Origin of the sequence: Rhizobium sp. NFR03, assembly GCF_900111275.1 — a bacterium.
GTDB lineage: Bacteria > Pseudomonadota > Alphaproteobacteria > Rhizobiales > Rhizobiaceae > Ferranicluibacter.
Genome location: NZ_FOGR01000005.1, coordinates 219,760 through 239,201 on the forward strand (window position 1 = coordinate 219,760; position 19,442 = coordinate 239,201).

General features: G+C 62.5%; 19 protein-coding genes. 8 read left to right on the forward strand and 11 right to left on the reverse strand.

Translation table 11 applies throughout. The annotated features are described in order from the left end of the window. Window positions 1–122: 122 nt before the first annotated feature. Window positions 123–326 carry a YdcH family protein gene (locus BSG19_RS17315; protein WP_062475794.1) on the reverse strand — a complete coding sequence of 68 codons (204 nt, stop codon included), beginning with the start codon at window positions 324–326 and terminating at the stop codon, window positions 123–125. A 299-nt stretch (window positions 327–625) separates the two neighbouring features. Between BSG19_RS17315 and BSG19_RS17320 the strand changes: the two genes are divergently transcribed. Continuing rightward, the gene (locus BSG19_RS17320; RefSeq protein WP_092989281.1) at window positions 626–799 is read left to right on the forward strand and encodes a YdcH family protein; all 174 of its coding nucleotides are present in this window, start codon (window positions 626–628) and stop codon (window positions 797–799) included. 802 nt (window positions 800–1,601) lie between these two features. Here the strand turns inward: BSG19_RS17320 and BSG19_RS17330 are convergent. Continuing rightward, window positions 1,602–1,862 (reverse strand): ArsR/SmtB family transcription factor, encoded by a 261-nt coding sequence (locus BSG19_RS17330; RefSeq protein ID WP_092989283.1) that lies wholly within the window; start codon window positions 1,860–1,862, stop codon window positions 1,602–1,604. Between the two features lie 245 nt (window positions 1,863–2,107). Between BSG19_RS17330 and BSG19_RS17335 the strand changes: the two genes are divergently transcribed. From BSG19_RS17335 to BSG19_RS17355, 5 genes are all read left to right on the forward strand, one after another. Then, window positions 2,108–2,761, forward strand: a complete 654-nt coding sequence (locus BSG19_RS17335; protein WP_092989284.1) for a thiamine phosphate synthase — start codon at window positions 2,108–2,110, stop codon at window positions 2,759–2,761. 8 nt (window positions 2,762–2,769) lie between these two features. Then, window positions 2,770–3,993, forward strand: a complete 1,224-nt coding sequence (locus tag BSG19_RS17340; protein ID WP_244529302.1) for a tetratricopeptide repeat protein — start codon at window positions 2,770–2,772, stop codon at window positions 3,991–3,993. A gap of 220 nt (window positions 3,994–4,213) precedes the next feature. After that, window positions 4,214–5,014, forward strand: a complete 801-nt coding sequence (locus BSG19_RS17345; protein ID WP_092989285.1) for an inositol monophosphatase family protein — start codon at window positions 4,214–4,216, stop codon at window positions 5,012–5,014. 242 nt (window positions 5,015–5,256) lie between these two features. Continuing rightward, window positions 5,257–6,339: a MotA/TolQ/ExbB proton channel family protein gene (locus BSG19_RS17350; RefSeq protein WP_139274790.1), complete on the forward strand. Its 1,083-nt coding sequence runs from the start codon at window positions 5,257–5,259 to the stop codon at window positions 6,337–6,339. 1 nt (window position 6,340) lies between these two features. Continuing rightward, entirely contained in the window at window positions 6,341–7,372 is a 1,032-nt protein-coding gene (locus BSG19_RS17355) for a peptidoglycan -binding protein (RefSeq protein ID WP_092989286.1), read from the forward strand. A gap of 195 nt (window positions 7,373–7,567) precedes the next feature. Here the strand turns inward: BSG19_RS17355 and BSG19_RS17360 are convergent, their stop codons facing one another. Together BSG19_RS17360 and BSG19_RS17365 are read right to left on the reverse strand one after the other, a co-directional pair. Then, complete coding sequence (locus tag BSG19_RS17360; RefSeq protein WP_244529312.1) at window positions 7,568–8,509, reverse strand: Bug family tripartite tricarboxylate transporter substrate binding protein; 942 nt, start codon at window positions 8,507–8,509, stop codon at window positions 7,568–7,570. A gap of 246 nt (window positions 8,510–8,755) precedes the next feature. Further along, the gene (locus BSG19_RS17365; protein WP_244529313.1) at window positions 8,756–10,552 is read right to left on the reverse strand and encodes an ABC transporter transmembrane domain-containing protein; all 1,797 of its coding nucleotides are present in this window, start codon (window positions 10,550–10,552) and stop codon (window positions 8,756–8,758) included. Window positions 10,553–10,805: 253 nt separating this feature from the next. Here BSG19_RS17365 and rpmE point away from each other — a divergent pair, with 253 nt between their 5' ends. Continuing rightward, window positions 10,806–11,027, forward strand: a complete 222-nt coding sequence (gene rpmE, locus BSG19_RS17370; protein WP_018327882.1) for a 50S ribosomal protein L31 — start codon at window positions 10,806–10,808, stop codon at window positions 11,025–11,027. Between the two features lie 243 nt (window positions 11,028–11,270). Here rpmE and BSG19_RS17375 read toward each other — a convergent pair whose 3' ends face one another. Further along, entirely contained in the window at window positions 11,271–11,789 is a 519-nt protein-coding gene (locus BSG19_RS17375; RefSeq protein ID WP_092989289.1) for a protease adaptor protein RcdA, read from the reverse strand. Window positions 11,790–12,206: 417 nt separating this feature from the next. Next, window positions 12,207–13,547, reverse strand: coding sequence for an MFS transporter (locus BSG19_RS17380; protein WP_092989290.1), 1,341 nt, complete (start codon window positions 13,545–13,547; stop codon window positions 12,207–12,209). A 218-nt stretch (window positions 13,548–13,765) separates the two neighbouring features. Between BSG19_RS17380 and BSG19_RS17385 the strand changes: the two genes are divergently transcribed. Beyond that, window positions 13,766–13,921 (forward strand): hypothetical protein, encoded by a 156-nt coding sequence (locus tag BSG19_RS17385; protein ID WP_092935698.1) that lies wholly within the window; start codon window positions 13,766–13,768, stop codon window positions 13,919–13,921. Between the two features lie 119 nt (window positions 13,922–14,040). Here the strand turns inward: BSG19_RS17385 and BSG19_RS17390 are convergent, their stop codons facing one another. The 5 genes from BSG19_RS17390 to gap form a co-directional block, all read right to left on the reverse strand. Continuing rightward, window positions 14,041–14,961, reverse strand: coding sequence for a PhzF family phenazine biosynthesis protein (locus tag BSG19_RS17390; RefSeq protein ID WP_092989291.1), 921 nt, complete (start codon window positions 14,959–14,961; stop codon window positions 14,041–14,043). 227 nt (window positions 14,962–15,188) lie between these two features. Next, window positions 15,189–16,214, reverse strand: coding sequence for a class I fructose-bisphosphate aldolase (locus BSG19_RS17395; RefSeq protein WP_092989292.1), 1,026 nt, complete (start codon window positions 16,212–16,214; stop codon window positions 15,189–15,191). Between the two features lie 223 nt (window positions 16,215–16,437). Beyond that, a complete protein-coding gene (locus BSG19_RS17400; protein WP_092989293.1) occupies window positions 16,438–17,637 on the reverse strand; it encodes a phosphoglycerate kinase in 1,200 nt (399 codons plus the stop codon). 28 nt (window positions 17,638–17,665) lie between these two features. After that, window positions 17,666–18,250, reverse strand: a complete 585-nt coding sequence (locus BSG19_RS17405) for a putative glycolipid-binding domain-containing protein (RefSeq protein WP_092989294.1) — start codon at window positions 18,248–18,250, stop codon at window positions 17,666–17,668. Window positions 18,251–18,369: 119 nt separating this feature from the next. Then, complete coding sequence (gap, locus tag BSG19_RS17410) at window positions 18,370–19,380, reverse strand: type I glyceraldehyde-3-phosphate dehydrogenase (protein WP_092989295.1); 1,011 nt, start codon at window positions 19,378–19,380, stop codon at window positions 18,370–18,372. Window positions 19,381–19,442: the final 62 nt, after the last annotated feature.

Consider the following 19,442-nt stretch of genomic DNA (forward strand, 5'->3'; position numbering starts at 1 on the left):
GGTTCGTCACGTCTCGCACTCCTTGAGAGGTTGGCGGAAGGGGTTCGCGCCGGCCTTCGAAAACGCCCGCGCTGGAGGTAAGGTTCACGCTCGGTCGTGTCTCATGGCCCTCATCAGGCCGGTCAGGCGATGATGTCGGGAATGATCACATCCTCGATCTTCGTGATCTTGTCCTTGATGGCCAGCTTTTTTTTCTTCATCCGCTGGATTCGCAGCGCGTCGCAGCCGGTCTGGATCATCGCGTTGATCGCGACATCGTAATCTTCGTGCTCCTGACGCAGACGCGCAACGCTCAGTCTGAGTTCGGCCTGGTCCTGATCGGGCATGAGGATTTCCCTGTCGGCATCCGGCGGCAGAACTGTCGTCGGGTAAGAAATAAGACGCGTGGACGCTCGGCTTCGAGCGGGCCGGTTCGGATCATTGCAGCATGGTCGGAACCTTCCTGTCCCGTGCGCGATTCATCCAAGGCGCGATCCTCTAGCATAGAACGATCGTTCACGGGAAGTTATCCGTTTCTGCGATTTCGCCTTCGACAAATCGGAAAACGCATGGCACACTTCCCGGGTTAGAACCTGAACATCCGGCGCCTGGCGACCGGATGCAAGCAAAAGGAAGGGACTGCCACATGAACATTGAGGCTCATCTTGCAACGCTTGAGAAAAAACACGGTGCTCTCGAAGAAGAACTGCATTCGGCTCTGACGAGACCGTCTGTAGAAGACGGGTATATTGCCACGATCAAGCGTCGGAAGTTGCGTTTGAAGGACGAGATCACGAAGATCCGTTCGACGACTCATTGATTACGTAAAGCATTCTCTCCAGGGAAATTCACAAGACAGCCGGACCCAGCCGATCATGACGGCGCAACATCCGTGCTTTTGAAGCAAGACGCCTCGCAGATCGGTTAACCCCGATCTGCGAGGCGTCGGCTTTTTGGGGTGACGTCGGTCGTGAAGCCGGCGGCTCGTTCTCCTCGAGGCGCGCCGTTCCGTCGGAGCAGGGACATGTCTTCTGCCAGATTGTTGTGCAGATTTGCGCGGCATGCTTTCGCATTCGCGCCCGCCACGTGGACGAAAATCTGCTTCTGGTTGTTGCTGCGGTGCATACAGGATGTGGTCGGGATGTGGCTTATGACCATCCCAGGCAACGCCACAACAGCACGTCGCGGGCTTCACCGGTAAGCATTTGCATACGCGCCTGGCGCTGGGACTTCTGTTGTCATCTTCCCGGACATCACCGCGTCGTTCGCGGGGATATAGGCGACACGCGATGATGCGCATCGCGACGGCCGCAAGAAGGATGAGAACGCAGGTTTGATGATTCGAGCAAAACCTGACAGCGGCACATACATACATCACCCGTCAATTTTGCGAGATTTCCGGCGGAATCTTCTACTTCAGAGTGAAGCCATTGCTTTGTGCGACACTGAACATCAGGTGCGAGCCCCTCGCTGCCGGACATGCAATGACAGGGCGACGCATCCGGGCGGATGCGTAATGATCATGATTCTCAGGCACGTGCCGTTGCTGTGGCGGTCATCTCCAGGCGCAAGCCGCCCCCTCAGGCTGGCTTATCCGCCGATAACCGTGTGCACAGCGGCAACTAGGCCCAGAACTGATCCAACCAGAGATTGACGGCGTCGAATCCCGGCTTGTTGATCTGGTAGATGCGCTTGGTCCCGTTGGGCGAGACGGAAACGAGGTTGGAATCGAGCAGAGCCTTGAGGTGCTGCGAAACTGCCGGGCGACTGATTGGTAAGCCTTCGGCAAGTTCGTTGACGGTCTTCGGCGCGCGCCGAAGCTCCTCGAGCAGGTAGCGACGGTTGGGATCTGCGATGGCATTGAAGGGCGATAGGTTTGACATATTAGAACGTTATTAGAAATGCACATTGTCATCAAGCAAATTGTGCATTGCCGCGAGCTATTTTTTGCAACCTGCTAATACTCGCCATATGAGAGTGTATTTTTTCACAAATTTCTATCGAAAGTCGAGCTGCGAAGGGCAGGCCGGTTGTTTCGGATAAGGTTGATCCCCGACGCGCTAGCTTGTATCGCTCGACGCACAGACAACACGCAGATGCACGTTCCCCGTGCTGCTGGAGCACCTTCATGAGCCTCACCGACAATCGTTGCCGCCTCGTCCTCATCGTTCCCGATATTGCCGATGCCACGGAGCGCGCCCGAATCGTCGGCGACGCCCTCAAGGGAGGCGATGTCGCCTCCGTCATCGTGCCGCAATACGGGCTAGACGACCAGACCTTCCAGAAGCATGCGGAAGCGCTCGTTCCGATCATTCAGGACGCCGGCGCCGCGGCGCTCGTGGCGGGCGATACCCGCGTTGCCGGGCGGGTTCGTGCCGACGGCCTGCACGTCGAGGGCAACCATGAAGCGATGAGCGAGGCGATCGAAAAATTCTCCCCGAAGCTGATCGTCGGCGGCGGGAATGCGGCCGACCGGCACCACGCGCTCGAGATCGGCGAGGCCAAGCCCGATTATATCTTCTTTGGCAAGCTGAACGGAGACATCAAGCCGGAGGCGCACGGGAAGAATGTGGCGCTGGGCGAGTGGTGGTCGTCGATGATCGAAATCCCCTGCATCGTCATGGGCGGTGCCGAGCCCGCGTCTGCTCTGGTGGTCGCGGAAAGCGGCGCCGAATTCGTTGCGCTTCATCGGGCGGTTTTCGAGGTGCCGGAGCGGGCTGCCGCTGTCGTTGCGGAGGTCAATGCGCTGCTTGACGAAAAAGCGCCACGGTTTGACGCTTAAGACCGGATATGCTGGATCGTTTGCCCCGTCTCTGCCTTTTTTCCGCTGCTCTGTTCTCGGCGAGCCTTGCCACCCTGACAGCGCGTGCGCAGGATGCGCTCCCCGGCGTCGAACCCGACACCGTCGTCGTAGCCCCGGCCGAGACGTCGCCCCCACCTGAGCCAGACGCCGGTGCTCAGACGACGACAGGCGAAGCCGGCGTGGCGGCCAAGCGCGGTCGGATCACACCGTTCAATGGTGCGGCACTTCCGGAAAATGAAATTCCTGCACTGCGGCGCCCGGGCGGCGAGGCGAAGCCGGCCGATGGCAAGATCGCGCCGTCTGGCGGGGTCAATGTGCTGGAGCGCATGGGCGTGGCGCTTCCCGCGCTTCCGGCGGAAAAGCCTTTCGAGGGCAAGGCCGATGATGCCTATGGCGCGTTTCAACGCGGCTATTATCTCACGGCCATGGAGCTTGCCCTGCCACGCGCGCAACTGGGCGACGCTTCGGCACAGACGCTGGTCGCGGAGATTTTCGCGCAGGGGCTCGGCGTCCCGCGCAAGCCGAAGGACGCAGCCTTCTGGTACGGGCAGGCCGCGGCCGCCGGCGATCCCTCCGCCATGTTCAAATATGCGATCCTCCTGATGGAGGGGCGGGACGTGCCGCGTGACAAGGCCCGCTCCGAAGAGCTCATGAAAAAGGCGGCCGACCGCGGCAATGCTTCCGCCCAGTTCAATTATGCCCAGTTGCTCGTGGCCGACCAGCCGGGGCAGGCCGGGCTGAAGGCGGCGCTTCCCTATTACGAGAACTCCGCCAGCCAGGGCATCGCGGATGCGCAATATGCACTGTCGCAAATCTATCTGAATGTCGATGGCATTCCCGACGACAAGCGCGCGCGGGCGCGGGAATGGCTGTTGCGGGCGGCGGCGGCCGGGGTCGATACGGCTCAGCTCGATGCCGGCATCTGGCTCGTGGACGGGGTCGGCGGCAGCCGCAATCTCGAACAGGGTTTCCGCTGGATGCTGCGCGCGGCAAATGCCGGCAACGTCGTCGCACAGAACAAGCTTTCGCACCTCTATATCAATGCCATCGGCACCCGGCCCAATCCTGTGGAGGCGGCGAAATGGTATGTGCTTTCGCGCCGCGCCGGCCTGAAGGATGATGACCTCGAAGACTTCTACCTCGGCATCGGCGAAGCTCAACAAAAGGCAGCCCGCGAGGCGGCGAACCGTTTTCGCGCCGTGCGTGGCTGAGCGCTCCGCACCGGCCTTGGGCTCCGGCATGTTGCGGGGACTTGAAATGCACGGGGATCTGTGGTCTTGAAGCGCCGCCCGGTGGATCGTCAGGACGATCCGCCGCGTTGTCGGCTTGATGTCCGGTCTCCGCCTTGGAGATGGTCGTCGCCGACCGTTCTGTGACAGCCCCGCGATCTGCCGGTCCTCTCTCCGGCGCTTTTTTCAGAGGAAGCCCGAAATGGCCCGTTCCGCCCTTCTCAACGTCATGGTTCAGGCCGCCTTCAAGGCCGGCAAGTCGTTGTCCCGCGATTTCGGCGAGGTGCAGAACCTGCAGGTTTCCATGAAAGGGCCGGGCGACTATGTGTCGCAGGCCGATCGCAAGGCTGAGAAGATTGTCCGCGAAGAGCTGATGAAGGCCCGGCCGACCTATGGCTATCTCGGCGAGGATGGCGACGAGGTCGAAGGCAGCGACGGCGCGCATCGCTGGATCGTCGATACGCTCGACGGCGCCGCTAACTTCCTGCACGGCATCCCGCATTTCGCCATTTCCATCGCGCTGGAGCGTCAGGGCGAGATCGTGACGGCCGTTATCCTCAACCCCGCGACGGACGAACTCTACACGGCCGAACGCGGCGGCGGGGCATTCCTCAACGATCGTCGCCTGCGCGTCGCCGCACGCCGTAGCCTGGCGGAGGCCGTCATCTCCTCAGGCACGCCGTTTCTCGGCCGCGGCCATCACGGCAATTACCTCATCGAATTGCGCCATGTCATGGGCGAAGTTGCCGGCGTGCGCAGCCTCGGCTCGCCATCCCTGGCGCTGGCCTATGTCGCAGCCGGCCGGTTCGACGGCTATTGGGAGCGCGGCCTGATGCCGTGGGATCTGGCAGCCGGCACCTTGATGGTGCGCGAGGCAGGCGGCTGGATCGCCGATATCGACGGCGGCAACAAGCCGATCGAGGACGGCTCAATCATCGCCGGCAACGAATATATCCGCAAGGCGCTGCACGAGGTTCTGCATCGCCCCATGCCGGGCAAGTAATCCGGACCGGACCGTGCCGGCGGCGTTTGCCGGCACATCCCCATTTTTGCCGCTTTCCCGCGTCGATATCCCTCGACTGTCCATTTTCTCTTTGATCATGCGGCCGTCTAGGTCGTTGATCCCTTGCAGAATATGCGCGCGAACCGTTCCGGTTTCACATATTATGCAGTAGGGTCTGCGCCATATGGCCGGACCCGTTCGAGAGATGATCGGGTGGCCGACCGGGAATCGAGAGAAGCGGCATGGCGAAACTGACATTGTCTGGCTGGGATGCGGAGCAGGGCGGGGACTACAATCCGAACAAGCTGACGAGCCCCATGGTGTTCTTCTGGACCATGGTGATCTTCCTCATCATCGTCGGCTTTGTCGGCGCCATCCTGTTCCGGCAGGCGCACGCCGCCTTTCTCAGCAATCCCGGTCTGAACGGGCTGATCCTTGGCGTTCTGCTGATCGGCATCCTTCTCGTGTTCACCCATGTTCTGGCCCTCCGGCCGGAGGTGCGCTGGTTCAACAGCTTCCGCGCTGCCGGCAGCGCCGACAAGGTCGGGCGCGATCCCGTGCTGCTCGCCCCTATGAGGGCCCTCATCGGCAAGCGGCATTCGATGGCGATCTCCACCGCCGCGCTCCGCTCCATTCTCGACAGTATCGCAACGCGCCTCGATGAATCGCGCGACACGTCGCGCTATCTCATCGGCCTTCTCGTCTTTCTCGGTCTGCTCGGCACCTTCTGGGGCCTGCTCGGCACCATCGGCTCCATCAACACCGTCATCCAGTCGCTGGATGCGGGCAGCGGCGGCACGGAAGACGTGCTGTCTGCGCTGAAGACCGGCCTTTCCGCGCCGCTAACCGGCATGGGCACCGCCTTCTCCACCTCGCTCTTCGGCCTTGCAAGCTCGCTGGTTCTCGGCTTCCTCGATCTGCAGGCCGGCCGGGCGCAGAGCCGCTTTTATACCGAACTTGAAAACTGGCTGTCCTCCGTGACCGATGTCAGCTCGGATGTGAACGTGCGGTCCGACGTCACCGCCGGTGATCGCTCCGAAGACCTTCGGCTTCTCGCGGAGGAACTCAGCCGCATGACGCAGGAGGGTGGCGGCACCAGCCAGCGTACGACGGCGGCCATAGCGAGCCTTGCCGAGGGCATTCAGGGGTTGGTGAAGAACATGCGTGGCGAGCAGCAGATGCTGCGAGACTGGATCGAGGCCCAGCAGGAAGAGGCGCGGTCCATGCGCCGTACCCTCGACAAGCTCGCAGCGCGGCTGTCGGACAATGACAGGAAGTCTCTGCCGACGCCGCGGCGCGCGAGCGAAGAGACGGGACAGGACTGAGATGGCGCTCGGACGCAGGGGTCGCCACCAGCGCACCGTGGATTATTGGCCCGGTTTCGTCGATGCTCTGTCGACGCTGCTGCTCGCCATCATGTTTCTGCTCTCCGTCTTCGTGATGGCACAGTTCCTCCTCAGCCGCGAAATCAGCGGCAAGGATGAGGTGCTGACGCGACTGAACAGCCAGATCAACGAGTTGACCCAACTCCTGGCGCTGGAAAAGAGCGGCAAGCAGGACCTGGAAGATTCGCTCGCCAATCTGCAGGCTTCACTTGCGACATCGGAGGGCGAGCGCTCGCGGCTGCAATCCCTGCTCGCACAGGGGAGCGGCAGTTCGGCTGCGGCAGACCAGCGTATCGGCGACCTCACCGGAAAGCTGGAGGCCGAACAGCAGGCGAGTGGTCGCGCCATGAGCCAGATCGACCTGCTCAATCAGCAGATTGCCGCGCTGCGCAGCCAGATCGCCGCTATCGAGAGCGCTCTTCAGGCGTCCGAGGCGCGAGATGCCACGTCCCAGACCAAGATCGCCGACCTTGGCCGGCGCCTCAACGTGGCACTGGCCCAGCGTGTGCAGGAGCTCAATCGCTACCGGTCCGATTTCTTCGGACGCCTTCGCGAGATCCTGTCGGACCGGGAAAACATCCGCATCGTCGGCGACCGTTTCGTCTTCCAGTCGGAAGTGCTGTTTCCCTCAGGCGGCAACGAGCTGAACCCCGCAGGGCAGGAGGAGATGGCGAAGCTCGCAATGGCGCTCCTCGATCTCGCCAAGGAAATTCCGGCGGAGATCAACTGGGTGCTGCGGGTCGATGGTCATACCGACAACGTGCCACTGTCGGGCTCCGGTCGCTATGTCGACAATTGGGAACTTTCGTCGGCACGCGCGACGTCTGTCGTGAAGTACCTCATATCCAAGGGTGTTCCCCCCGGCCGTCTGGTCGCTGCCGGCTTCGGTGAGTTCCAGCCGATCGCCGAGGGCGACACGAAGGAAGCCCGCGACCAGAACCGGCGGATCGAGCTGAAGCTGACGGAGAAATAGGCGAACGTCGCACGGCAACCGTGCGCTTGCCAATAGCCCCTCACCCTAGCCCTCTCCCCGCACGCGGGGAGAGGGGATCTGCCCCACTCGACGCTTTCGAATGAGGCAGTCCGGTGGCATTGAGTCCCTCCGTCCCGCGTGCGGGGAGAAGGTTGGCGGCAGCCGGTGAGGGGCGCCCCGGTTACAAACGTCCCATCAATCCAGCGTCACATTCGCGTCTTTCACGACCGGCGTCCATTTGTCGATCTCCGCCTTCACGTGCGTTTTCAGTTCATCCGGCGTCGAGGCGACGATGGTGGCGCTGAAATCCTTCATGCGGGCGACAACGTCCGGGTCCGCCATGGCCTTCTTGGCGGCGGCGTTGAGGCGGGCGATCACCGGCTCCGGCGTGCCGGCGGGGGCGAACAGCGCATTCCAGGTGTAGGTCTCGTAGCCCGGAACGGTTTCGGCAATCGTGGGTACGTCCGGGAAGGAAGCTGCGCGCTCGGCAGTGGTCACGCCCAGCGCCCGCAAGGTGCCGGCCTTGATGTGGCCGGAGGATGAGGGCAGGTTGTCGAACATGATCGGCACCTGATTTCCGATCACGTCGTTCAAAGCGGGGCCGGATCCCTTGTAGGGAATGTGCAGCATGCTGACGCCGGCCATCTTTTTGAAGAGTTCGCCCGAGAGGTGCAGCGGTGTTCCGTTGCCGGAAGAGGCATAGGAATATTTCTCTGGTTCGGCTTTCAGAAGGGCGATCAGCTCAGCCACCGTCTTTGCCGGCAGTTCCGGATTGACGACGAGGACATTCGGCACCAGCACGAGAAGCGAGACCGGCGCGAAGTCCGTTTCGGGATCATAGGGCTTGGTTTTCAGGATCAGCGGGTTCAGCGCGTGCGTTGCCACCGTACCCATGAGGATGGTGTAGCCATCCGCGTCGGCGCGGGCGACATTCGTTGCACCAAGATTACCCCCGGCACCGGCAACGTTCTGCACGATGACCTGCTGGCCCAGATCGTCCGACATCTTCTGCGCGACGATGCGCGCTACCACGTCCGTCGAACCGCCGGCCGCAAAGGGCACGACCATGGTCACGGTTCGCTGTGGAAACTCCTGCGCCTTTGCGCTGCCTGCGCCGAATGCAAGCGGCAGAGCCATCGCCAGGGCTGGCAGAGCTCCGGTCAAAAAGGATTTGAAGACAGACATCGCGTTCCTCCCGTCACTGTCTGAGATCGGCTCGGCGCAACCTCCGAAGCGCCAGCCGGAATGCAGAGTGACATCGGGGGTATGAGAGAGACAACCGCCTCTTTCATCGCGGTTCCGCATTTTTGCGGTGCGGGCATTCCCTCATGGGTGACCTTCCACCCGCCCTGCCGGGGAATGGGTGGAAAGACACCCAGTATGTCAGAGGTTGGCGACGTTCAGCCCTTGAGCGCCATGATCGAACTGAAGCCGTGCCAGACGCGCATAGAGGCCACCCTGGCGCACCAGCGAGGCATGGGTACCGTCTTCCACGATGCGTCCCTGATCCATGACAAGAATGCGGTCCGCCTTCAGTACGGTCGCCAGCCGGTGAGCGATGACGAGCGTCGTGCGCGTGCGTATCAGTCCGTCAAGCGCCGTCTGCACCAGCGTCTCGCTTTCCGCGTCGAGCGCCGAGGTCGCCTCATCGAGCAACAGGACCGGCGCATCCTTCAGGATGGCCCGGGCAATGGCAATACGCTGGCGCTGGCCGCCCGAGAGGGTAATGCCACGCTCGCCGACCGGCGTGTCGTAGGCTTCCGGCATGGCGCGAATGAAGGGATCGGCCTGTGCGGCGATGGCCGCCGCTACGACTGCCTCACGGGTTGCGCCCGGCGTGCCGAAGGCGATGTTCTCGTGGATGGTTGCGGCAAAGATCGTCACGTCCTGCGGCACGATCGCCACCCTGCCGCGCAAACCGCGCGGCGAGAGATCGCGGATGTCGATGCCATCGAGCCTGACGGTGCCGCTATCAGGATCGTAGAAGCGCAGGAGCAGTGAAAAGAGTGTGCTCTTGCCGGCGCCCGACGGGCCGACGATCGCAACGGTCTGGCCGGGCTCGACAGCAAAGCTCAAACCTTTCAGACTCTTTTCGAGCGGGCGCGTGGGATAGGCGAAGTGGACGGCCTCGAACGCGACCCGGCCGATGGCCGGCTGCGGAAGCAGCTGGGCCTCTGCCGGCTCCGTGATGGCAGGCTGTTCCTGCAGAAGTTCGCTCAGTCGCTCGGCAGCGCCTGCCGCCTGTGAAAGCTCGCCCCAGACTTCCGAAAGGGCGCCGAGGCTGCCGGCCGCAAAGACGGAGTAGAGCAGGAACTGCCCGAGCGTTCCGGGCGAGATCGTGCCTGAGAGCACATCCTGCGCGCCGAACCAGAGCACGGCGACGACGCTGCCGAAGATCATGGTGATGGCGAAGGCGGTCAGCGCCGATCGCGCGGTGATTGCGCCGCGCGCGGCCCTGTAGGCGTCTTCCACCGTGCTGCCGTAGCGCTCCATGGCTGTCGCCTCGCCATTGAAGGCCTGAACGGTGCGGATGGCGCCGATCGCTTCGCTGGCATAGGCCGACGCGCCTGCGAGCCGGTCCTGCGCCTCGCGCGAGCGGCGGCGGACATTGCGGCCGAAGGCGACGAGCGGAAAGACGATGACGGGTATCGCCATCAGCACGAGGCTCGACAGCTTCGGGCTGGTATAGACCATCATCGCGATGGCGCCGAGGCAGAGGATGATGTTGCGCAGGGCAACGGATGCGGTGGCGCCCACCGCCGACTTGATCTGCGTGGTGTCGGCCGTCAGCCGCGAGACGATCTCGCCGGACTGGTTGACGTCGAAGAAGGCCGGGGAGAGCCGCGTGATATGGTCGAACACGTCGCGCCGGATATCGGCCACCACTCGCTCGCCGAGCGTGATGACGAAGAAGTAGCGGCCGGCGCTTGCCAGAGCCAGAACGACGGCGAGCACCATCAGCATGGCGAAATAGGTGTTGATGAAGGCGCTGTCGGAATTGGAAAATCCATGGTCGATCATGCGGCGCACCGCCAGCGGCAGCGTCAGCGTGGTCAGCGCAGCCGCCACGAGACAGACGGCGGCCCCGGCCACCAGACCGCGATAGCGCTTCACATAGGGAAGCAGCCCGGCCAGCGGCCGGACGTTTCGCCTGGTCCCTGCCGCTTTGTCGTTGTCGATCGCCACACTGCCCTCCCGTCGCCCAACGCTTGGACGAACTATTTCACGCGCCTTGCGGCCAGATCCCGTCATCCGGCTTTGCTGCCGGGCCTTGCTTATCGGGCCTTGTTATCTCTTGGGCCTTCATGTATAGGCACCGCATCCAATTGAAAAGACGTTGGCCGAAATGCGGTCTGCGGCTTCATTATCGTGTTCGGTCCCGCAGCCGCAAGTGGTTGCGACAAATGGACCCGGGAACTGCAGGAAGAGTGTTATGAAGGCTGATATCCATCCCGCTTACCACATGATCAAGGTGGTCATGACCGACGGCACCGAGTACGAGACACGCTCGACCTGGGGCTCCGAAGGCCAGACCATGAACCTTGAAATCGACCCCAAGTCGCACCCGGCCTGGACCGGCGGCAACCAGCAGCTCATGGACCGCGGCGGCCGCGTCTCCAAGTTCAAGAAGCGCTTCGAAGGCCTCGGCCTCTAGGAAGCGCTCGCAGTCCGGTCCGTCTGAACGACGATCAGGGTTTGTGCTGCATCGATATGTCGGAAGAGCCCGGTTCGCCGGGCTTTTTTGCGTTTGTCGGTGGTATGATAGGGGGAGTTGGGACGGTGCGGCTGCCCATCATCGTCGCGGTCATGCCGAAGAACGCGACATCGTCCCATCAACCAGACATGAAAAAGCCCGGCATGCCGGGCTCTTGTCGTCCTGACCTTGAGATCGGAGATCTCAGTTCGTGCCGAACGCCGTCTGAAGCAGGCTCAGCTGGGCCTTCACGCCGTTCTGGTTGTCGGGCACAAAGCTACCGGCTTCCTGCGGGCGATAGATTTCGCGGTCGAGCAAAGCCACGCGGTTCTGGAGGCGGAGCGAGCGGTCGATGAGGTCGCGGAAACCTTCCGGAAGGTCGGACCAGCCCGGTGCGGTGCGATCGACATTGAAACTGTCGAGGCGAACCTTGTTCTTTTCCGAGAGGACCTGATCGCGCGTCATCTCGCCATTGTTGACGGCGCGCTGAAGGAGCAGCCACGACGCCATCTGCATCAGGCGCGTGGTGAGACGCATGGATTCTGCGGCGTAGAGGACCGATGCCATGCGTGGCAAGACCTTGGAGGCGGCGCGACCGTGACCATCGAGGTAGCTGGCGGTTTCTTCGACCAGTCCCATGCCTTCGGCGTAGAGCGCCTTGAACTGTGCCGATGCTGCGGCGTGGCCTGCAAAACTGACGGTGTTCAATCCGCGTTCGGACATGTTTCATTCCCTGGTTAGACGCATTCACTCGGTCAGGTAACGGGCGGGTCGATAAAAAGTTTCTAACGCCGCTCTTCTCAACTCGAAGAATGACGTCATAGCGCAATTCACGCAAGTATATTCTTAAGGAAAGGTTAACATCCACACCTTGTTGACTAGGGCAAGGCCAGGCAAAATCAAGGCAAAAAAAAGAGCCGCAGAAGCGGCTCTCAAGGTAAAACAGGGAGAAAATCAGACCATTCGCCGAAGTGAAATGTCTGAGTCCAGAGCGAACTGGATGTGACGATGTATAAACCGGAATGCTTAACGAACGGTTAAAACGGTATTGTTCCCGTCTCGATCTGTAGGATTTTCCTTAAACTTATTGTTTCGTTCATCTTTCAGGCCATGACCCGCGCAGCGATTCGTTTGCGGTCGTCATTGTCCCTGCGGGTTGCGTGGAATGTCGTCCCGGCCGCCGGGTTCCACGGTAGCGTTTTCTTCTTCGATCTTTTCCGGCGACGGATCGGCGACTGTGGTCTGCGCCGCGCGCGGCGACATTTGTAGGCTTTCGGGCGTCGCCATCAAGGGGCCGTTCGACATGGTGGCGGGGAAGGGGTCGCGTTCGGAGACGGGTACCGCAGCGCGGCGGCGACTGCGGAAGATGGCGTAGACAAACACGACGATGTGGGCGCAGGCGGTGATCATGAACAGCGCGTAGGGGCCCATCATCGTCATGACGGGGCCGCCGACGGTCGGGCCGATGATCGTGCCGATGCCGTAGAGCAGGAGCAGGCCGCCGGAGACCTTCACGAAGTCTTCGGGGGCGGCGAAGTCGTTGGCGTGGGAAACGGCGATCGGATAAAGCGCATTGGACATGGCGCCATAGAGGCCGACCATGATCAGCAGGGAGACCTTGCCCGCCGGCTCGAACAGGAAGATCAGCACCCCCGCCAGCGCGGCGACAGCCGAGATGCCGGCCAGCACGTAGCGGCGGTCCATCCGGTCGGAGAGGCGGCCGGCCGGAAACTGCATGATCGCGCCAAGGAAGATGACAGTGCTGACCATAAGGGCGACGTCCGCATCCGGCAGACCGGCCTGCCGCCCGAAGACCGCGGCGAGCGTGCCATAGGCGCCATTGGCGATGCCGACCATCAGAATGCCGAGGAACGACACGGGCGAATTGCGATAGAGGCCGGCCAAGTCGAGGCGAACCTGTTTCAGCGGCTGCGGCGAGACCGCCGTCGACATCAGCGTCGGCAGCATGGCAACGCAATAGACGATGCCGCACACCATGAAGAGAACGGCCGTATTGGTGTCGCCGAAAGGCACGATCATCTGGCCTGCGACCACGCCAAAGAGCGTGATGGCGATGTAGAGCGAGAAGATCGCGCCGCGGCTCTCGTTCGTCGCCCGCTCGTTCAGCCAGCTCTCGATGATCATGGACGTGCCGGCGGTGCAGAAGCCGGTGAAGGCGCGCAGGCCGACCCACCAGATGGGATCGACATGGATGCCGGTCATCAGCGCGACGATGGCGAGGATGGCCGCGAAAATGCTGAAGGCGCGAATATGCCCCGCGCGCCGCACAATGGCCGGCGCCGTCAGGCAGCCCAGCACGAAGCCGCTGGCCCAGGACGTGCCGAGCAGGCCGAGCAGCGTGGCCGAATAGCCTTCCGTGGTGCCACGCATCGGCAGGAGCAAGCTATGAAGGCCGTTTCCTAGGAAGAGGAAGAGGGTTCCAAGGAGAAGGGCCGCGACGGGGAGGAGGTTTCTGGTCATGAGACTCCGCTTGTTCCGGACGTGCCCGCGAACCTACTGCAAATTTTCCGAAACCGGAATCGGTTTGAGCAGTCATCTCCTTAAGATGTTCCAGACGGTGCTGTGGCGCCATCCGCGACATGCGGCACTCCGGGCAAGACGGCCGGTACCGTTCTTAGCGCGCAACCGGGCATGAAAGCGCGTCGCATGCGCGCCATATTTGGTCTATGGTCGCGGTGATGTCCAAAGCGCTCTCCCTGCTGCTTCTCGCCCTCATGACGGTCCAGCTGGTGAAGCCGCTGGGATGGCCGGGGCTTCGGTACCGCCGCGATTTCTGGAAGATCGCGGTGGCTGCCATCGCCGTGATGATGCTGACGGTGTTGATCAGGCCGTAGATGCTCCAGAGCATTTCCAGCCGAAGCGGGATCGCTTCGGCGTCGGACAATGCGGAGAAAACAAGAGGATAGAGCATTTCCGGTGAATACGGGTTCACCGGAAATGCTCAAGACGTGCGTCAGACCGTGAGGACGCCGCGCATGACCTCCACGCAATCGCCGATGACGCGCACGCTCATGGGTTTGCCGCCCGACATGGCGACACGCAGGTGGATCTTGCTTGCCCGGCCCATTTCCACCCCTTGGTCGATCGTCAACGCTACCGTTTCCGGCGCGGAGGGCATTCTGGCGGCGAGATAGGCGGCGAGAGCTGCCGAGGCGCTTCCGGTCGCCGGGTCTTCGGAGATGTTGTCGAGCGGCGCGAACATGCGGGCGCGCAGCGCGAGCGGATGCTCGCTGGAGCGGACGTAGAGAAAGACCGACAGGCGTCCATCGATGGGGTTAAGGCCTGACTCGGCTGCGGAAAACAGGCCGGTGTCCGGTTGCGCCGCGGCTAACGTCTGCAGGTCGGGCAGTTCGGCGACGAGGAAGGGGAGGGCGACCGAGAGGAACAGGGGCGCGTGATTGCCGGTCGCGATCTTCGCCGGTGCAAGGCCGATCATCGGGCCGAGCGTTTCCGGGGCCAGGCCGTCCGCAACCGTCAACATTTGCGGCGCCTGAATGCTGGCGCCGGTCGCAAGCCCATCGGCGTTTCGCTCGACGGTTACCTCCACGATGCCGGCTTTTTCCTCGAAGCGCAGCTCATCGCCGACGGGCTGGCCGAAGACGTGACCGGCGCGGGCCAGCGCGAAAGCGGTTCCGACGTTCGGGTGTCCGGCAAAGGGCAGTTCCATCGTGGGGGTGAAGATCCGGACTTCGGCCGTATTCTCCGGATTGGACGGTGGCAGCACGAAGGTGATCTCGGAGTAATTGAACTCCCGGGCGATCGCCTGCATCGTCTCGCCATCAAGCCCCCGCGCATCGGCGATGACGGCCAGCGGGTTGCCGCGAAAGCGCTCCTTCGTGAAGACATCGAGGGTGATGTAGTCGAACTGGGTCATGGACGGGCTCCGTTTGCGTTGCAACAAGAGCTATCGCGGATGCCGGCAACGAGGAAACGGCAGACTTGTGACCGTGACAATTTCGCGACGCGGTTCGATCCGCCGCCCCTACGGGTTAGCTCTCGGTACAAAAAAACCCGGCCGCACTTGGCGGCCAGGTCTCCTTCCTCCCAGAAGGTGTGAAGGCATCCGTGCGAATGCCTTGTCTGTGATGCACGAAAGGGCGATCAGGCCGCCTTTTCCAGGTCCTTCTTCCAGCCGCCGAGGGCTGCGAGGCCGCACATGCGGGCGCGGTGGGTGAAGGCGCGCTGGCCGGCAGCAACGTTCTCGGCCTTGCCCTGCCATGCGTTCAGCGCTTCCGTCTGGAGCGCGCGGCCGTAAGAGAAGGTCATGGTCCACGGCAGGTCGAAGCCGGCGATCATGGCGGAGAGATGCGCGGTGGCTTCTTCCGTCGTCTGGCCGCCGGACAGAAACGCGATGCCGGGCACGGCAGAGGGAACGGTGCGCTTGAGAACCGCGACGGTGCGCTCGGCAACCTGTTCGACGCTGGCCTTGCGGGCCTTCTTGCCGTCGATGACCATGCTCGGCTTGAGGATCATGCCTTCGAGCGAGACGCGGGCGTCGTTCAGTTCGGCAAAAACGATGCGCAGGGTTTCCTCGGTCACGTCGGCCGAGCGCTCGATCGAATGATCGCCGGGGACGCCGTCCATGAGGACTTCCGGCTCGACGATCGGCACGATGCCCGCTTCCTGGCAGAGTGCTGCGTAGCGGGCCAGTGCCTGTGCGTTCGCCTTGACGGAGCCGAAGGTCGGCAGCGTGTCGGAAACAGCGATGACGCCGCGCCACTTGGCAAACCGTGCTCCGGCTTCATAATAGGTCTTCAGGCGGTCGGCGAGACCATCGAGGCCTTCGGTGATGGTTTCGCCCGTAAACTTCGGCATCGGCTTTGCGCCGGTGTCGACCTTGATTCCCGGCACCGCGCCGGCCGCGCGGATGATATCGACGAAAGGCGTGCCGTCGGCAGCCTTCTGGAACAAGGTTTCCTCATAAAGAATGACGCCGGAAATGTGCGCCTTCATAGCGTCGTCCGCACGGAACAGCATCTCGCGGTAGTCGCGACGGGAGGTTTCGCTGGAGGCAAGGCCGATCGTATCGAAGCGCTTGCCGATCGTCGCCGTGGATTCGTCCGCTGCCAGGAGACCCTGTCCCTTTGCCATCATCGCTGCGGCAATGTCTTCCAGTCTCTCAGTCATGATCTATCCTCCGTCGTTTGATTTTGTGCCTTTGCGATAGCAGAAGTTGAACAGGATGCAAAATAAATTAAAATGTTTAAAACGATTGAAATTAATTTAATCGTTTGAAATCACTCGCCGATTTTCGGCTCACTGGCGGACAGTGACTGCAAGCGCTTTGGGTCGGTGAACGTCAGGAGGCGCATGGGTGTCCACGCGCCTCCTTTTCAAGTGTCTGTTTTGCCTACTTCTGCTGGTGCAGGACATCCACGCCGGGAAGCGGCTTGCCTTCCATCCACTCCAGGAAAGCCCCGCCGGCGGTGGAGACATAGGTCAGATCGTCAGCGACGCCGGCATGGTTCATGGCCGAAACAGTATCGCCGCCGCCGGCCACGGAGACGAGCGCGCCGCTTTTCGTGCGGGATGCCGCGTGCTTGGCGACCGCGACCGTCGCCTTGTCGAACGGCGCGATCTCGAAGGCACCGAGCGGACCGTTCCAGACCAGCGTTTCCGCCTTGCTGACCCAGTCGTTGACAGCTGCGATCGATTTTGCGCCGACGTCGAGAACCATAGCGTCGGCCGGGATCGCCTTGATGTCGACCACCTCGTTGGCAGCGCCGGCCTTGAACTCGCGCGCGATGACGCCGTCTACCGGCAGCACGATAGCGCAGCCCGATGTTTCCGCCTCAGCGAGGATGCTGCGCGCCGTGTCCGCAAGATCATGCTCGCAGAGCGACTTGCCAACATCGATGCCCTGCGCGGCGAGGAAGGTGTTGGCCATGCCGCCGCCGATGACGAGGGCGTCCACCTTCTTCACGAGGTTCGTCAGAAGGTCGATCTTGGTGGAGACCTTGGCACCGCCGACGATGGCGACGACCGGACGCTTGGGTTTGCCGAGACCCGCTTCCAGCGCTTCCAGTTCCGCCTGCATGGTTCGGCCGGCATAGGCCGGCAGGAGGTGCGCGAGGCCTTCCGTCGAAGCATGGGCACGGTGCGCCGCGGAAAAGGCATCGTTGACGTAGATGTCGCCATTTGCAGCAAGTGCTTTGGTGAAGTCGGCGTCGTTCTTTTCTTCACCTTTGTGGAAGCGCGTGTTCTCGAGCAGCAGAATATCGCCGTTCTCAAGGCCAGCGACGGCTGTTGCCGCGGCTTCGCCGATGCTGTCGGCGGCGAAGTGAACGCGCTGGTCGATAATGTCCTCGACGGCGGCAGCGATCGGCTTCAGCGACATTTCCTCGACCGGCTCACCCTTGGGGCGGCCGAAATGGGCGAGTAGTATGACCTTCGCGCCCTTTTCCGACAGTTCGCGGATCGTCGGTACGACGCGCTCGATGCGCGTGGCGTCTGTCACCTTTCCGTCCTTCGTCGGCACGTTCAGGTCGACGCGCACGAGCACGCGCTTGCCGACGATGTCGGTCAGGTCGTCAAGGGTCTTGAAGGTCATGTGTCGTCTCCGGTTGCGTCTGATCAGGTCAGGTTCGAATGAAAAGCGTGGGGTAATCGAGGACGAGGCCGTCCTCATCCAGGGAAAGATCTGCGGTGAAGCTGCGATCCGCGGCCTCGTAGCGATAGAGCCGGTCGTTGGTCATGCCCTCGCTCAGGCACGTATAGTGCTGGCTATCGCGAAGAGGCTCGAACGTGTCGAACGGGACATACAGCATGTCGAGGCTGCGGGTACCGTCTTCGGGCCGCAGTGCCAGCCGGCGGATCGGCAGCGTGTTGGTGAAGGGCGTGCCTGCGAGATCGACATCGATGCAGCCGTCGAAGGCGGGCAGCGCATGTCCGTCGTCGTCCTGCCAATGGCCAAGGCCGTCCGAGATGAGCGAGAGGCGTATGCCGGTCGTGGTGTCAAGCGTCAGGGCCGTCGTCGTCCAGTGCGGGTCGCAGTCGATGGTGTAGCGAAGGCCATAGGCCGAGCCGCCGCGTGCGCCGATCACGACGGATTCGATGCGGATGCCGGGCCGGGGACCGGACAGCGGCATCAGCGTCAGATGCTCCAGGCCCTCGCCGTCGAGCGGACGCCAGCGGGCGGTCATCTGCTGCAGCGGGCGAAACATCAAGGGGATCCTTGCCGTGCGGACGTTGTTTCAGGGCATTGGGGCTTGCAGGCAAGCCGCAGAGACCGCCGGTAAAAAAAGCCCCGGAACGCCTGTGGCGCCCGGGGCTCGTTATGGTCTCAGAGCAGCTTGCCCATGGCGACGGCCGTGTCGCACATACGGTTGGAGAAGCCCCATTCGTTGTCGTACCAGGACAGGATGCGCACGAAATTGCCTTCCAGAACCTTCGTCTGGTCGATGGCGAAGATCGAGGAATGGCTGTCGTGATTAAAGTCACGCGAAACCAGCGGCTCGTCCGTGTAGCCGAGAATGCCCTTCAGTGCGCCGTTTGCGGCGGCCTTGATGGCATCGTTGATCTCGGCGACGCTCGTGTCGCGCTTGGCGACGAACTTGAAGTCGACGACCGAGACGTTCGGCGTGGGAACGCGGATCGACGTGCCGTCCAGCTTGCCCTTCAGTTCCGGCAGCACGAGGCCGACGGCCTTGGCGGCACCGGTCGAGGTCGGGATCATGGACAGGGCTGCGGCGCGGGCGCGGTACAGGTCCTTGTGCATGGTGTCGAGCGTCGGCTGGTCGCCCGTGTAGGAGTGGATCGTGGTCATGAAGCCGTGATCGATGCCGATCACGTCGTTGAGGACCTTGACCACCGGCACGAGGCAGTTCGTGGTGCACGACGCGTTGGAGATGACCGTGTGTTCCTTGGTCAGCTGGTCGTGGTTGACGCCGTAGACGACGGTCAGGTCGGCACCGTCGGCAGGCGCCGAGATGATGACGCTCTTGGCGCCGGCCTCAAGGTGGGCGGCGGCCTTGTCGCGGGCGGTGAAGATGCCGGTGCACTCGAGCGCGATATCGACGCCGAGATCCTTGTGCGGCAGCTCTGCCGGGTTGCGGACGGCCGTCACCTTGATCGGCTTGCCGCCGTTGATGACGATGGAATCGCCCTGGACTTCGACGGTCGCGGGGAACTTGCCGTGGATGCTGTCATAGCGCAGCAGATGCGCATTGGTTTCGACCGGGCCAAGATCGTTGATCGCGACGACTTCGATGTCGGTGCGGCCGGATTCGACGATGGCGCGGAGCACGTTGCGGCCGATACGGCCGAAGCCGTTAATGGCGACTTTCACTGTCATGAAGGCTCTCTCCTTTGAGAAGGCGCGTCTTGCTCGAGAAGGCGCGCCCTGTAAGACGTGTC

What these genes read in the sequence shown, in the direction of transcription:
- BSG19_RS17330 (WP_092989283.1), bottom strand. Translation starts at nt 1,862, where the DNA reads ATGTCAAACCTATCGCCCTTCAATGCCATCGCAGATCCCAACCGTCGC.
- BSG19_RS17355 (WP_092989286.1), top strand. Translation starts at nt 6,341, where the DNA reads ATGGCGCTCGGACGCAGGGGTCGCCACCAGCGCACCGTGGATTATTGG.
- gap (WP_092989295.1), bottom strand. Translation starts at nt 19,380, where the DNA reads ATGACAGTGAAAGTCGCCATTAACGGCTTCGGCCGTATCGGCCGCAAC.
- BSG19_RS17350 (WP_139274790.1), top strand. Translation starts at nt 5,257, where the DNA reads ATGGCGAAACTGACATTGTCTGGCTGGGATGCGGAGCAGGGCGGGGAC.
- BSG19_RS17390 (WP_092989291.1), bottom strand. Translation starts at nt 14,961, where the DNA reads ATGACCCAGTTCGACTACATCACCCTCGATGTCTTCACGAAGGAGCGC.
- BSG19_RS17405 (WP_092989294.1), bottom strand. Translation starts at nt 18,250, where the DNA reads ATGTTTCGCCCGCTGCAGCAGATGACCGCCCGCTGGCGTCCGCTCGAC.
- BSG19_RS17385 (WP_092935698.1), top strand. Translation starts at nt 13,766, where the DNA reads ATGTCCAAAGCGCTCTCCCTGCTGCTTCTCGCCCTCATGACGGTCCAG.
- BSG19_RS17320 (WP_092989281.1), top strand. Translation starts at nt 626, where the DNA reads ATGAACATTGAGGCTCATCTTGCAACGCTTGAGAAAAAACACGGTGCT.
- BSG19_RS17380 (WP_092989290.1), bottom strand. Translation starts at nt 13,547, where the DNA reads ATGACCAGAAACCTCCTCCCCGTCGCGGCCCTTCTCCTTGGAACCCTC.
- BSG19_RS17360 (WP_244529312.1), bottom strand. Translation starts at nt 8,509, where the DNA reads ATGGCTCTGCCGCTTGCATTCGGCGCAGGCAGCGCAAAGGCGCAGGAG.
- BSG19_RS17335 (WP_092989284.1), top strand. Translation starts at nt 2,108, where the DNA reads ATGAGCCTCACCGACAATCGTTGCCGCCTCGTCCTCATCGTTCCCGAT.
- BSG19_RS17345 (WP_092989285.1), top strand. Translation starts at nt 4,214, where the DNA reads ATGGCCCGTTCCGCCCTTCTCAACGTCATGGTTCAGGCCGCCTTCAAG.
- rpmE (WP_018327882.1), top strand. Translation starts at nt 10,806, where the DNA reads ATGAAGGCTGATATCCATCCCGCTTACCACATGATCAAGGTGGTCATG.
- BSG19_RS17400 (WP_092989293.1), bottom strand. Translation starts at nt 17,637, where the DNA reads ATGACCTTCAAGACCCTTGACGACCTGACCGACATCGTCGGCAAGCGC.
- BSG19_RS17395 (WP_092989292.1), bottom strand. Translation starts at nt 16,214, where the DNA reads ATGACTGAGAGACTGGAAGACATTGCCGCAGCGATGATGGCAAAGGGA.
- BSG19_RS17375 (WP_092989289.1), bottom strand. Translation starts at nt 11,789, where the DNA reads ATGTCCGAACGCGGATTGAACACCGTCAGTTTTGCAGGCCACGCCGCA.
- BSG19_RS17315 (WP_062475794.1), bottom strand. Translation starts at nt 326, where the DNA reads ATGCCCGATCAGGACCAGGCCGAACTCAGACTGAGCGTTGCGCGTCTG.
- BSG19_RS17340 (WP_244529302.1), top strand. Translation starts at nt 2,770, where the DNA reads ATGCTGGATCGTTTGCCCCGTCTCTGCCTTTTTTCCGCTGCTCTGTTC.